At 45.0% G+C, this 13,274-nt stretch carries 17 protein-coding genes; 16 read left to right on the top strand and 1 reads right to left on the bottom strand.

Going from position 1 to position 13,274, the window contains the following annotated elements:
* Nucleotides 1-157 precede the first annotated feature (157 nt).
* The 9 genes from AC4EG4_RS14585 to AC4EG4_RS14545 all read left to right on the top strand — a co-directional run bounded on the left by AC4EG4_RS14585 (nucleotide 158) and on the right by AC4EG4_RS14545 (nucleotide 6,822).
* Complete coding sequence (locus AC4EG4_RS14585; RefSeq protein WP_490979379.1) at nucleotides 158-1,309, top strand: HD domain-containing phosphohydrolase; 1,152 nt, start codon at nucleotides 158-160, stop codon at nucleotides 1,307-1,309.
* A complete protein-coding gene (locus tag AC4EG4_RS14580; RefSeq protein WP_490979380.1) occupies nucleotides 1,306-1,650 on the top strand; it encodes a DUF3307 domain-containing protein in 345 nt (114 codons plus the stop codon). Before AC4EG4_RS14585 ends, AC4EG4_RS14580 begins: the two co-directional genes overlap by 4 nt.
* An 11-nt stretch (nucleotides 1,651-1,661) precedes the next feature.
* Nucleotides 1,662-3,479 carry an adenylate/guanylate cyclase domain-containing protein gene (locus tag AC4EG4_RS14575; RefSeq protein WP_490988231.1) on the top strand — a complete coding sequence of 606 codons (1,818 nt, stop codon included), beginning with the start codon at nucleotides 1,662-1,664 and terminating at the stop codon, nucleotides 3,477-3,479.
* Nucleotides 3,480-3,585: 106 nt separating this feature from the next.
* Nucleotides 3,586-4,035, top strand: a complete 450-nt coding sequence (gene fliW, locus AC4EG4_RS14570; RefSeq protein WP_490988230.1) for a flagellar assembly protein FliW — start codon at nucleotides 3,586-3,588, stop codon at nucleotides 4,033-4,035.
* Nucleotides 4,036-4,037: 2 nt separating this feature from the next.
* The gene (csrA, locus tag AC4EG4_RS14565; protein WP_142827611.1) at nucleotides 4,038-4,262 is read left to right on the top strand and encodes a carbon storage regulator CsrA; all 225 of its coding nucleotides are present in this window, start codon (nucleotides 4,038-4,040) and stop codon (nucleotides 4,260-4,262) included.
* 174 nt (nucleotides 4,263-4,436) lie between these two features.
* Nucleotides 4,437-5,447, top strand: a complete 1,011-nt coding sequence (locus tag AC4EG4_RS14560) for a flagellin N-terminal helical domain-containing protein (protein ID WP_490988229.1) — start codon at nucleotides 4,437-4,439, stop codon at nucleotides 5,445-5,447.
* 333 nt (nucleotides 5,448-5,780) lie between these two features.
* Nucleotides 5,781-5,906 (top strand): flagellin, encoded by a 126-nt coding sequence (locus tag AC4EG4_RS14555; protein ID WP_490988228.1) that lies wholly within the window; start codon nucleotides 5,781-5,783, stop codon nucleotides 5,904-5,906.
* Between the two features lie 429 nt (nucleotides 5,907-6,335).
* The gene (locus AC4EG4_RS14550; RefSeq protein WP_490988227.1) at nucleotides 6,336-6,512 is read left to right on the top strand and encodes a YjfB family protein; all 177 of its coding nucleotides are present in this window, start codon (nucleotides 6,336-6,338) and stop codon (nucleotides 6,510-6,512) included.
* A gap of 10 nt (nucleotides 6,513-6,522) precedes the next feature.
* Nucleotides 6,523-6,822 carry a hypothetical protein gene (locus AC4EG4_RS14545; RefSeq protein WP_490988226.1) on the top strand — a complete coding sequence of 100 codons (300 nt, stop codon included), beginning with the start codon at nucleotides 6,523-6,525 and terminating at the stop codon, nucleotides 6,820-6,822.
* A 19-nt stretch (nucleotides 6,823-6,841) separates the two neighbouring features.
* Here AC4EG4_RS14545 and AC4EG4_RS14540 read toward each other — a convergent pair whose 3' ends face one another.
* Nucleotides 6,842-7,555 carry a DNA endonuclease gene (locus AC4EG4_RS14540; RefSeq protein ID WP_490988225.1) on the bottom strand — a complete coding sequence of 238 codons (714 nt, stop codon included), beginning with the start codon at nucleotides 7,553-7,555 and terminating at the stop codon, nucleotides 6,842-6,844.
* Between the two features lie 285 nt (nucleotides 7,556-7,840).
* Between AC4EG4_RS14540 and AC4EG4_RS14535 the strand changes: the two genes are divergently transcribed.
* The 7 genes from AC4EG4_RS14535 (at nucleotide 7,841) to motB (ending at nucleotide 13,271) form a co-directional block, all read left to right on the top strand.
* A complete protein-coding gene (locus tag AC4EG4_RS14535; RefSeq protein ID WP_490988224.1) occupies nucleotides 7,841-8,584 on the top strand; it encodes a glucosaminidase domain-containing protein in 744 nt (247 codons plus the stop codon).
* A 128-nt stretch (nucleotides 8,585-8,712) separates the two neighbouring features.
* Entirely contained in the window at nucleotides 8,713-9,057 is a 345-nt protein-coding gene (gene flaG, locus AC4EG4_RS14530; RefSeq protein WP_490988223.1) for a flagellar protein FlaG, read from the top strand.
* A gap of 17 nt (nucleotides 9,058-9,074) precedes the next feature.
* Entirely contained in the window at nucleotides 9,075-10,577 is a 1,503-nt protein-coding gene (fliD, locus tag AC4EG4_RS14525; protein WP_490988222.1) for a flagellar filament capping protein FliD, read from the top strand.
* Nucleotides 10,577-10,966 (top strand): flagellar protein FliT, encoded by a 390-nt coding sequence (locus AC4EG4_RS14520; protein ID WP_490988221.1) that lies wholly within the window; start codon nucleotides 10,577-10,579, stop codon nucleotides 10,964-10,966. The genes fliD and AC4EG4_RS14520 overlap by 1 nt, the downstream gene beginning before the upstream one ends.
* Before the next feature lie 21 nt (nucleotides 10,967-10,987).
* Nucleotides 10,988-11,365, top strand: a complete 378-nt coding sequence (gene fliS, locus AC4EG4_RS14515) for a flagellar export chaperone FliS (protein ID WP_490988220.1) — start codon at nucleotides 10,988-10,990, stop codon at nucleotides 11,363-11,365.
* A gap of 354 nt (nucleotides 11,366-11,719) precedes the next feature.
* Nucleotides 11,720-12,517, top strand: coding sequence for a flagellar motor stator protein MotA (gene motA, locus AC4EG4_RS14510; RefSeq protein ID WP_490979393.1), 798 nt, complete (start codon nucleotides 11,720-11,722; stop codon nucleotides 12,515-12,517).
* A complete protein-coding gene (gene motB, locus AC4EG4_RS14505) occupies nucleotides 12,507-13,271 on the top strand; it encodes a flagellar motor protein MotB (RefSeq protein WP_490988219.1) in 765 nt (254 codons plus the stop codon). The genes motA and motB overlap by 11 nt, the downstream gene beginning before the upstream one ends.
* Nucleotides 13,272-13,274 lie beyond the last annotated feature (3 nt).

Genomic DNA, 13,274 nt, shown 5'->3' with positions numbered 1-13,274 from the left:
TGTTTGAATAAGAAGAATGTCAAATAGAGTAAAAAGAAATAAATAGATCTGGGTAATATTGCATAATTGTACATTCCGAGCTATGATCGATGAGAAACAATATAACTAGCATAAAAATAAGTCATTTTTGGTTATTATAAGCTATCGGAGGAAATCCATGACACAAATACAGGATTTGGAACTGAAAGTGCAGGAGCTCGTGACTCTGCTGGAAGCCTCCAATCAATTAAATTCAAATATAGAAATGGGCGAAGTTCTCGAAAATATTCTGCTGCAAATGGTGCAGGTAGTGGGAGCTGAAGCGGGAACTTTGTGGGTGCTGAACAAAGAGCGGCAAAACATCAAGGCCGTAGCGGCGTATGGCGAGTCTGCTTATAGCATCCTGAATATCGAGTTGGCAATGAATGAAGGCATTGTCGGCAAAGTCATTGAAACAGGGGAGGCCCAGCTGATCGAAGACGTAGCGGCTAATCCGGATTGGGCGAATCGGGTTGATTCTTCGAGCGGATTCGTGACCAAGTCGATGATCACCGTTCCCTTGTCGGTCAAAGGCAAAGTGCTTGGTGCGCTTCAGTTATTGAATAAAAAAGAGATTGCTTTTTTCTCTGAACAGGACATCAGCTTGGCGGTGGCACTGGCCAGCCAATCTGCGCTGGCGCTCCACAACAGCCAAATGTATGACGAGCTGCAACGCATGTTGTTGAGTATGATCCGCACCTTAGCGAAAGTATTAGACGCACGCGATCCTTATACGGCCGGCCATTCCGAACGGGTCGCCCAATATTCGCTGTGGATTGCCCAAAAGCTGGGCTTAGATGCAACTGCCTGTGAAGAACTGTACAAAGCGGCCTTGTTGCACGATATTGGAAAAATCGGCATTCCGGACGCGATTCTTCGAAAGCCTGGCGGATTGACAGATGACGAGTTCGCCTCGATCAAATTGCATACGGTCATCGGTGCAGACATTTTGTCCAATATGGAGCCAAAAGATGCCATGGTGCCAGCGGTTGAAACCGCATTGTCCCATCATGAGCGGTTCGACGGCACCGGCTATCCGCATGGGTTGGCCGGTACAGACATCCCGTTATTTGCCCGAATTGTTGGTGTGGCCGATGCGTTTGATGCCATGACCACTGCCCGTTCTTACAGCAAAGGGCTGTCGTTCCGCTTGGGTGCAGAAGAACTGATCCGCTGCCGAGAAGTCCTATTCGACGGCCAAGTAGTGGACGCATTTGCGGAAATACTGGCAGGATGCGATTACCGATTAGAGGAATATGAAGCGTTACAAGGAAGAGGCTACAGGCTATGAATCAGTTTGACATCTTATTAATTGGCCACCTGATCGGCGATTTTTTGCTGCAGACAGGTTGGATGGCCAAATACAAAGCGACCAAATGGCTGCCATTATTAACACATGTATCGGTGTATACCGCTGTCATTGCCGTGCTCGGTATTTTCTCAGGAGGATTGTCGTTCACTGCGCTAGCCATCGTTTTCTTTGGCCATATTATTTTAGACCGCAAAACCTTCGTTATGTTTTGGGTTCAGCGGGTACAAACTGCTAAAGGACCGGAAAAGGTTTGGTTGTCCATTGTAGCAGACCAAATTTTTCATATCATACTGCTTGCCATTGCCATTGCGATTTCCTAGGAGTGAACAACATGAAACCAAAAACGTACGTGCTTGAAAAAGAATATGCACTCGATCGTAAAACCGCATGGCAGCTGCTGGCGGACAATAACCGCATGAATTTGTATATCGGCCTGTTCCCAGTCAACTTCAGCCCGGCCAAACAAGACGGATCGGAAGTGTTTTACCGGGAAGCCCATGCTAAAGTGCTGGGACTCGTCCCCATTTCGTGGCAGGAGTTCCCGTTTCAATGGCAGGAAAACGACAGCTACACGGTCGAACGCCGCTATCTTTCCGGGCCAATGAAACACTACAGCCTAAAAGTGGAGCTGTTCGACAATGGCAAAAATGGAACGCGTGTCAAGCTGACCGCGGATTTTGTGCCGGTCAATCCAGTGGGGTACGCCGCTATTTGGGCAACCGGCCTGCCGGCTGTCAAAAAAATCATGCGGTATTTGGATGATTATTTAGCGTCAGGCGCAACCGCTGTTTTCGAAGCACCGCAAAAACCAGTATCCGCCAAAATCAATCTGCCGGAACTGGATCGCCTGTCGGCTTTGCTTGCCAAGTCGCCTGTTAAAAATGAGTATGTCGAATTGCTGCACCGGTATTTAGCCGAAAAAGGCGACCACGACGTCGCCCAAATCGAACCGGTCCAAGTGGCGAAACTATGGAATGCCGATTTGGACGATACTCTTCGTGTGTTGTTGTATGCGACAAAAGCCGGCTTGCTGAACCTCAGCTGGAATGTCATTTGTCCGAACTGCCGCGTGTCAAAAGTGGAGCACAATTCATTGTCGGAGCTGGAACAGGAATTTCATTGCGATTTGTGCGGCGTGAACTACGATGCCAATTTTGATCAGTATGTGGAGTTGAACTTTTCCATCCATCCAAGCGTGCGCCAAGCTTACACCGAAGTGTACTGCATCGGCGGCCCCATGATTACCCCGCATGTCAAAGCGCAGCAAGTGATCGAAAAGGGCAAAACTACAAGCTTTGCGATTCCAAGGGGTGAAGATGCCTTGCGTTTGCGGGTGCTTCAAGCAAATCACCGAGTTGCGTTAGATCAAGATGCAGAAGCAACACAACTCCAGTATTCGGATTTGGGCTGGTCACAGAATGCAGTATCAGGGAATGGTGATGTGGTTATTACCAACTCCAGTTCGGCAGATATTGTCGTCGCGTTGGAACTTTCCGACTGGAACAAGCAGGCCGTAACAGCTGCCAAAGTCACCGCGATGCAGGAGTTCAGAGATTTGTTTTCTTCCGAAGTGCTGTCGCCGGGCCAGAAAATCGGCATCGATCACGTGACAATCCTGTTTACCGATTTAAAAGGCTCAACTTTACTGTACGAAACAATCGGCGATTCGGGTGCTTATGGACAGGTCCGCAGCCATTTTGATTTTTTGACCGGGCATATTAAGAAAAATTCCGGAAGCATTGTGAAAACAATTGGCGACGCCGTCATGGCGGTTTTCCATAAACCGGAAGATGGGTTAAGAGCAGCGTTAACTATCCAGAAAAACTTGGCGGAATTCAATGCGACTGCCAATGAAGACCTGGTGCTGCGCATCGGTTTGTACAGCGGACCGGCCATTGCCGTCAACTCCAATGACCGCCTTGATTACTTCGGACGAACCGTTAACATCGCAGCCCGCATTCAGGGGCAGGGCGAAGGAGGCGACGTGATCATTAGTCGGGATGTATTAGCACAGCCCCTGTCAGCTGAATTGCTGACAGACCTCGAGCTGGAAGAGTTCTCAGCCCTCTTAAAGGGAATCGACGGCGCGGCTGAATTGGTACGGATTCGTTCGAAAGAAGATGTGCTGGTTGTGGAGCAGGTAGGTTAAAAAGTTTCCAATAGATGGAGCAAATTAAATATTCATTGTTAATAAATGCCTGTTGAGATATCTTTATCTTAAGAGGCATTTTTTTGTTAAGGAAAGGGAGTTGAGCATGAAAGTTCAAACAGAGCAATTCGGTGAAGTGGAATTGGGACAAGAACGTGTCATCACGTTTGATAAGGGAATTCCGGGGTTTGAAGAGTATAAGGAATACGTATTGATTCCTGCCGACACAGAAGGCGAATCTCCATTCTTTTTCCTGCAGTCGACAGAGGCAGTGGAAGTCAGCTTCTTCCTGGTCGATCCGTTTACGTTTTTCCAAGATTACGATATTAAACTGGAAGAGCAAATGGTGGAGCGGCTACAACTGGAAGATCCGGCAGATGCCATCGTGCTGACAACAGTAACAGCTAAAGGTGACATCAGCGGGGCAACGACCAACTTAAAAGCTCCATTGGTTATTAACAACAAGAAACAAAACGGTATGCAGATTGTGTTGAACAACAAAGACTACCAGATTAAGCAAGCTTTATTCCAGAGCGACGCTGCAAGGCAGGTGTAACAATGTTAGTACTGGGACGTAAAAAGGGCGAAACCATCATTGTCAACGACGACATTGAAATCACAGTTACTTCGATAGAAGGCGATATGGTGCGGATCGGCATCAACGCACCGAAGCAAGTGACCATCCATCGGAAAGAAGTGTACTTGGAGATTCAAGAAGAAAACAAGCAAGCCACTTCGAACGTCATCAATTTGAGCGACTTCCTGAGCATGCGGAAGAAATAGACTCGAAGCCTGCAGATCTTGCAGGCTTTTTACGTGGATTTAAAATAAAAAAGAAAAACTTTCAAAAAACACTAAACATTTGTTAAACCCCTCCGATATAACTTATGTAAGGCAGTTCAAAAGGATTTGGGCGCTTACAAAAAACAAAAAAACATTACACGGAGGTAATACACAATGATTATCAATCACAATATCACAGCTTTAAACACTCACCGCCAGTTGAGCAGCGCAACGAATGCTCAGGCAAACAGCATGGAGAAATTGTCTTCAGGACTACGCATCAATAGCGCGAAAGACGATGCGGCTGGACTTTCAATTTCTGAAAAAATGCGTGGACAGATTCGCGGGTTAGAGCAGGCTGGACGCAATGCTCAAGACGGTATTTCATTATTGCAAACGGCTGAAGGAGCACTAAACGAAACTCATTCGATTTTGCAACGAATGAACGAATTAACGACACAAGCAGCAAACGGTACAATGAGTGCCAACGATAGACTTGCTATCAAAGATGAGGTTACTGCTTTAAATACTGAAATTGATAGAATTTCGTCTGCTACTAAGTTTAACGGTCAAACTTTACTTTCAGGAACATTTGGCACACAGATTGATGCAGCAAACTCTGACATTGCAGTAGGTACTGCGGGTGTAACGTCACTTGACATTAGTGGTGCGAAATCCGCAACAACTTATACTTTGGCAACTGGAGCAAATGCTAATGAAGTAGCATTAACGGACGGTAACGGCAATACACAAACAGTAACATTAGCAGATGGGGATGCGGGCGTTCTAGACTTCAGTCAACTTGGCGTGAAGATTGGCGTTAATGACTCTTGGAATGTAGCCGGATTAGCTGGCGATCTTGCAACTGATGCCAACGCAACTGTAACTCTTCAAATTGGTTCTGAAAATGTTAGCACGCAGCAATTAGGTCTTTCAATCGCTCGAATGGATAGCGGAGCAGGCTCATTGAACACTTCAAGTGTGAATGTAGATGATTCTGCATCAGCAGCAGCATCTATTACTGTGATCCAAGAAGCTATTGATAAAGTTTCTTTAGAACGTTCTAAGATGGGTGCTGCTTCAAATCGTTTAGAGCACACAATTAATAACTTAGCTAGTACTTCTGAAAACCTAACAGCAGCAGAATCAAGAATCCGCGACGTTGATTATACCGAAGCCGCGTAAGCGAGTTAAGGTACAGTCGTCCTGGCCGGTAACAGCCAGAGATTACGATCGGGTGAATTGCTGGAAACCCCTGATAGCTTTTATTGCCACAACGCAGCTGGAAACGGCAGACGTGACGGCCCTGAAAAAATAAAAGATTGGGCAATCAGCAGCCAAGCTCCTGTCTCGAAAGAGTGGAGAAGGTTCAACGACTAGGATAGACCATCTAAGGCGAAAGCTATGGTGATGAAATCCGTAGGTGACACAGTGGCCATCACCACTGAACGATCCGAAGTGCCCGACCCCTACTAATACTAGAGGGTGAAGATATAGTCTAGTCATTTATGAAAGTAAATGTTTCGCACGATGGCGAAAGAAATGATGGAACAAACAAAGAACTCAATTCTTGCACAAGCATCACAAGCAATGTTGGCTCAATCCAATCAAATGACTCAATCAGTTTTGCAACTGTTGAGATAATTGATTCTAGGGCGTCTAACCGGGTAACGGGTTAGAGTATAACTGGGTGAATTGCTGGAACTTCCTAAAGCCCCATCAACCACAACGTAACTGGAAACGGTAAGCGTGACGGTCTGAAAATGATGAGGATGCACCAATGGATAATCAGCAGCCAAGCTCCTGTGAGGAAACTCTGGGGAAGGTTCAACGACTAGGATAGACCATCTAATGCGAAAGCTATGGTGATGAAATCCGTAGGGCGGCAAGCGCCGTTCGAAGTGCCCAGCCCCTCAAAATAGAGGGTGAAGATATAGTCTATTCTATGATCGAAAGACATAGCGGCAAAGCAAGCCAACCAACAGCCACAAGCTGTTCTTCAATTACTACGTTAATCTTAATGATCAAAAGGAGCCTGATTTTAGGCTCCTTTTTTTATAAGGAGGCAATCTAATGGATATCGCCGCATTATCAATGGCATTAAGCCAGATGAACGTCCGAACAGAAGCAAATGTATCGATTATGAAAAAGACAATAGACCAAGCCGAAACAAATGGTCAGGACGTTGTGAAGATGCTGGAGCAGTCCGTTCAGCCTCATATTGGCGGTTCGGTGGATTTAAAAGGATAAGATTTTACGAATGATGGCCATGGAATATTCTATGGCTTTTATTTGTATGAAAGGACGAAGAGGTGATCTGGTGGATAAAGAGCAGAATGAAAGAAAAGAATTTCTTCAAGAACAGCTCGAGTGGACTAAGGAACAAATTTATATTCTAGATCAAATGGATAGGAAGTTGCAGGAAATGAAAAGGATTGCTGAGCATGCTGTTGGAAATGATTTGTCGATGGATGAAAGAGAAGGTTCGAATAGGTGCCTGGGAATATTGAAGCATGAGTACAGTTTACTTGAGGAACAAAAGAAAATCGTATTGTATTGAGAATTGCAGGAGCCTGATTTTAATTCGAAGATACAAACTTTTGTTCCTTTTTCGGCTCCTTCCATTTATAAACGATGGACCAGTAAGTTCGGTTTAAGTGAGCTGCAATTTCTTTATCGGTTTTGCCTTCCTTCTTCATTTCGCGCAGTAACTCACATTCTTCATCCGTATAATTTCTTTTTCGGTTTGATGAACTCACAATTACTTCATACTCTGGATGAGACTCTTGGTACCGTTTAATTTCATTTAACAAACGGTGACCCCAATCAGTTTTGTGATACATAGAAGGACAATCTCTGGATGCGTCACCAACTACTTTTAAGAATTTCATTGTTTCACTAACTTTTGTGGTTTTTAAAATATAGTCAAAGCCATCGGATCTTTTGCTGGTATTGAATTCTATGCCGAAAAAAGTAGTGATGTGCAGCTTTAATTTACACAAATCTTCTAGGGAGAGAGAATGCAGGTAAAGATAAATATGAGGTGTCAAATAGATAGTTTTCTTCAAATCGTTTTGGCTAACAGAAATCGATAACGAACCATCATCCAAATATAAGGTCGTTAAAAACAACGAAGATTTACATAGTTTTAGCATTTCTAAAGAGACTATTTTATCCCCATTTAAGTTGTAGAAATGCTCAAATATTTGAGTTAAAAGAGGTAGAGAAGGAGAAAGGAGCATAGAGCGAGATTTATTAAAAAAAAGTTGGAAGGCAGCAGATTCAATTTCCAAACACGGTAATCCAATTGTTGAATGCTGAAATGTTCTCTGTAGCTGTTGTTTTTTCGACGAGAACCAGCGTACCTTTTGGTAATTTCTCCATCACCCAGAATGCTTGAGATAAGAACGTTTGTTCCTACTTAATATACTCCAAATTAGTCGCTAATGTCTATTGTCTAGTAGAATTTTCTGATTCTAATAAAAAATAAACGTCCTTTCCACAATTATCCTATTCTTTTTTCCTTCGTTATCTTGTACACTAAACATAATTAACTCCGACAAAGGATGTGAAACCGATTGACCAGTCCGATTTCTTCCAATAACCTTTTGTATAATACGATCGCCACAATGGCCAAGTCGATGCCTGTTTTAGGACAATCTGATAGCGCTAGCAGTTCCATAGGCAGTTCGACAAGTCCGAGTACATTTTTCGCCATGCTGATGAACGCCATGATGGAAAGCATGGAGGAACAAGCCAATACCGGCACGGCTCCGCAAAACGGTGTTCAAGCAGCGTTGCCGTCTTTGACTACGCCGCTCACAGCACCATTAGGCAACTCCTATAACCCGGCTGTCACTATTCCACCGCTCAACACACAAGAAGTGCCCACCGCAGCGACCGATACAAGTGACTTGAAGTTCCGACCTACGCAATTTATCAAATTGGATAACACGTTGGAAGGCAAGTTGGATGGAACAGCGGCTCACTTTATCAATGCCGGAAAAAAATACGACTTGGATCCGAATTTATTGTCAGCCATCGCTATTCATGAAACGGGCAATGGCTCATCGCGCGCAGTCAATGACAAAAACAACGTCGCCGGCATGATGGGCAAGAATGGTTTGCGAAGCTATGGGTCTGTAGAAGACAGCATTTTCGATATGGCCCGCAACTTGCGCCAAAATTATTTGAATGAAGGCAAAGACACCATCGCGAAAATCGGAGCAAAATACGCGCCTGTTGGAGCCGCCAATGATCCGACGGGGTTAAACAACCATTGGACACAGGGCGTCAGCAATTATTATTCCAAACTCACATAAGATAAGGCCGGTTTTTTACAAACCCGCCTTATTTTTTTTGATCTTTTGCTAAAAAAATCCCTGTTTCTGCCGATAACTAATAATAGAGAGCTTTTTAACGAATTTAGAAGACTAGGGGAGTGCCCATCATGGAAATAACCAATCATTCAGTTCCATATTTTCCAAAAACCAGTGAACCCAATCCGGTAGCCCCGAAAGAAGTAACAGTTCCTGAAGAAAACAAATTTCAGGAACCCGCTAAACCGATAACAAAAGAAATGCTTAAGGACAAAGTTGATGTAATGAACGAGTTTCTTGAGCCTACTTCAACAAACATTAAATTTCAGCTTCACGAGCAGCTGGAAGTTTATTACGTGCAGATCATCGACTCGAAAACAGATGAAGTGCTGCGCGAGTTTCCTAATAAGAAGTTTTTGGATATGTACGCATCGATGGCCGAACTAGCAGGCCTGATTGTGGATGAGAAACGATAAGAATGGAGTGAAACACTATGCGCGTAGGCGGACTGGCTTCTGGGATGGACACTGACTCCATCGTTAAACAAATGATGCAAATACAGAAAATGCCTTTAGATAAATTGATGCAGGAAAAAGTATGGACCGAGTGGAAACAAGAAGCGACAAGAGATCAGAATCTGGCGTTCTCAAATTTGCGCACGAGCGCGAGCAATTTGCGTCTTCAATCAAGCTTCAATGCGTATAGCGCAGAAACCACAGGCACTGGTAATGCCAAAGTGACCACTAGTGCACAGGCGATGAGTGGCAATTATGATGTGAGAGTCAATTCGCTCGCAACACCGGCCAAACTGACATCTGGAGCGCAAATTCAAAAAGCAGCTAACACACCGGCGCAATCCACTGACGCAATCGGCTTCGCAGGAATGATTACGATAAAAGTGGATGGCGCAGCCGACATTGATATCGAAATCGAAGCAACTACTACTTATGCAGATGTCGCAAAAAAGCTGCAGGATGAGACCGCCGCCAGTGTTCCCGCCCTGCGTGTCAATTTTGATAACACGACTTCCCGCTTTTTCATTTCTTCCAAAGAACTTGGCGAAGCGCAGAATTTTTCGCTGGAATTCAAGAACGCTGACGGTTCAGCAGGTAACACCGAACTTGGTCGTCAAATTACCGGTATCGCTCAAGAATCGATGGCATCAACTATTGCGACAGACGGCTCTATTGAAATCGACGGAATTGCAGTCACGGGACTCACCAGCAATAAAACGACTGTCAACGGCTTGACGATCCAGTTAATGGCAGTCGACCAGCCGAATACCTCGACCAGCATACGAGTCCAAGCGGATCCGGAAAAACCGGTGCAAATGATTAAGGATTTCGTGGAATCGTACAACAAAACAATCGAAGAACTGCAAAAGCAAATCGTCGAAAAGCGCTACCCTGATTTCCAGCCGCTGTCTGATGAACAAAGAAAAGACCTGAGCGAAAGCGAAGCCGAATTATGGGACGAAAAAGCACGCAGTGGCTTGCTCCGCAACGATCCGGTCATGAAGTCCGCATTGCAGGACCTGCGGCGGGAATTCATGGATAAAGTCGGCAGCGTGGCAGACGGCAATCTCAGCATGCTATCGCAGATCGGCATCAGTACTGGCGATTATCGCGAAGGCGGCAAGCTCTTTATTGACGAAGCGAAACTGAGCACGGCGTTGAGCGAGAAACCGGATGAAGTGATGGACCTGTTCACCTTGCGCAGCGATGCTGGAGACGGTGTCGGTGCACGCGTTTATGACAAGCTTAACGAAATCGTTACCCGGTTGAGCGCACAAGCAGGCAGCCCGACAAGTTCGGTGGACAATAGCACGATGACGCAAAAGCTACGCCGCATGGAATCGGAAATTACACGTTGGCAGGACCGGCTGACGAATGTTGAAGACCGCTATTGGCGCCAGTTCACAGCCATGGAGAAAGCATTAAGCCAGATGAACTCACAAAGCGCCTGGATGCAGCAGAACATGTTTGGTGGCGCATGATGACTAGCACAAAAACAATTATGCATGCATTTCTGGATCAGACACAGGAACTTTACAAAAAAGCCAATCATATCAATTCTCGGATGGAAGCAAACGAAGAAGGCAGCGTAGAAGCATTGGAGACAATCTTTTACCACCGCCAGCAATCCATTAAACAATTAGAAACGTTCATGAAGCAAAAAAACTTCCAATGGACCGCCGAGGAGCAATCGATCATTGAGCAAGTAAAGGAAATCGATCATCAGCTTAACCTTTTGCTCAACAATCTGCACCAATCCTTCTTCACCCAAATCAATCGTATTGCCCAGACAAAAGAAATCTCAAAAAAATACAGCGGTGCCTATCAAACAGTATCTACCGAAGGGTCATTTATCGACAAACGGAACTAAAAGCAAGGGGGAAAAGAACACATGGCAACGATTAATCCTTACCAAACTTACCAGCAAAACTCAGCAATGACGGCATCACCCCAAGAACTGACCCTGATGCTGTACAACGGCAGCTTAAAATTCATGAAACTGGCAAAACGCGCAATGGCAGATAAAAAATTCGAAGAAAAAAACACCAACATCATCAAAGCCCAAAACATCATCCAAGAACTCCGCATCACATTAGACCTGAAAATCGAAATGTCGACCGGACTGGCTCAAATGTATGAATACATGTACACGCGCCTTCTGGAAGCCAACACAAAAAATGACTTAGCCGCACTCGAAGAAGTCGAAACCCTTATTACAAACATGCGCAACACTTGGAAAGAAGCCATGGCACTCGCGAAAAGTAAATAAGTGAATCACTCAGGATTTTAAAATACTTTCTTTAAGAGTTTTATCGTAAGCAAATTTAGAATGGAAGTTCAGTTTAATTCTTTAACTTGTCTTTATTTAATCTTTGCTACTAAGATATGGAGCAAAACAACGGAGACTCCCGCGGGAGCAGTGCAACGACATATAAGAAATCCACTCGGGCGTCGAGCCCGAGTTAGTTCGGCGCAAGCCCTTGGCAGCTGGCACCGCGACGTCCTGTCGCGCCAGCTGCATGACCCGCATCCTGCGGGCCCGAAAGCGGAGTTGTTTTGCGGAATATCATTTGAAAGTCTAATGCAAAAACAATTACACATGTAAACGAAAAGAGGTATGAACGTGGATAAGACATCATGGATAGGAGTCATATTGGGATTTGTTGTGTTGATTGGCGGTATGATCCTCAAAGGATCAAGCCCGGTCGCATTGTACAATCCAGCAGCGCTGGTCATCATCTTTGCCGGAACCATCGCCTGTATCCTCGTTGCATTTCCGATGGAAGAAGTAAAAAAAATTCCCAGCTTGTTCAAAGTAATATTCAGAGAAGAAAAATCAGTCTCCATCAAAGAAATCATCCCACAATTCACCGAATGGTCCAGACTTGCCCGAAAAGAAGGCCTCTTGGCATTGGAAGAAAAAGCAGAAGAAGTGGAAGATCCATTTTTGCAGCGTGGCTTGAAAATGGTGGTAGATGGCCAGTCGCACGAACATATTCGCGATTTGATGGAAGAAGAAATCGCCGCAATGGAAGAACGCCACGAACTGGGCGCGAAAATTTTTGCGCAAGCTGGAACATATGCCCCAACGCTTGGTGTGCTTGGAGCCGTTATCGGACTGGTGGCCGCACTGGGTCACTTGGATGACGTGGCGCTGCTTGGTAAATCCATCTCCGCTGCGTTTATCGCGACCTTGTTCGGTATTTTCTCAGGGTATGTCCTATGGCATCCATTTGCTAACAAACTCAAGCGAAAATCAGAAGCAGAAGCGAAAACCAAAATGATTATGCTGGAAGGCTTGCTGGCTGTCCAAGAAGGACTGCCTGTCCGTACTGTAGAAGAAAAACTGTTGACGTATTTGCCGGCGAAAGACCGTGTATTAGTATCTGAAGAAGGAAGCGGTGTTCAAGTTGAAGCGTAAAAAAAAGCATGAAGACCATGTCGATGAAGCCTGGCTGTTGCCCTATGCTGATATTTTGACACTGCTTTTGGCTTTGTTTATCGTGCTGTTTGCTTCTAGCCAAGTGGATGTTGCAAAATTCAATGCCATCGCCGAATCATTTAACGTCGAACTGCAAGGCGGCACCGGCATATTGGATCAACAGGCACCGGTTGAAAGTTTCGATCCATCGCCATCAGCAGAGTTAAGTGAAGATCCGCCTTCTGGTGAAAGCCCGGAAGAAATTCTGGCTGCTAAAGACCAGCAGGAATTGCAAGACTTTCAAACAAAGATCGATGCGTATATTGAAGAAAAAGGGTTGTCGCCGCGTCTGCAAACCGAAATGACGGTAAAAGGCCTGATGGTTACCATCAAAGAAGGCGTGTTGTTTGAATCGGGGAGCGCCGATATCATCGACGGATCACAAGAAATTGCAGCTGAAATTTCAAACTTGCTGGTTTCTGATCCGCCTCGGATGATTTTCATTGAAGGCCATACCGATAATGTTCCAACTGGTACAAGTGAATTTCCGACAAACTGGGAATTGAGTGCTGCGCGTGCCATCAATTTTATGAGACTGCTTCTTGAAAATGATAATTTAGAACCGGAAAAATTTAGTGCGACTGGTTACAGCGAATACCAACCGATTGCAACTAACGATACACCTGAAGGACGTGCGGAAAACCGTCGTGTGGAAGTGTTGATATCACCTTTCGAAAAAGAAACTGAAGAATAAGAG

This window comes from Planococcus sp. TJ-201, from assembly GCF_058268495.1.
The sequence above is the reverse complement of the archived record's forward strand: the minus strand, read 5'-3'. Positions and strand labels throughout refer to the sequence as shown.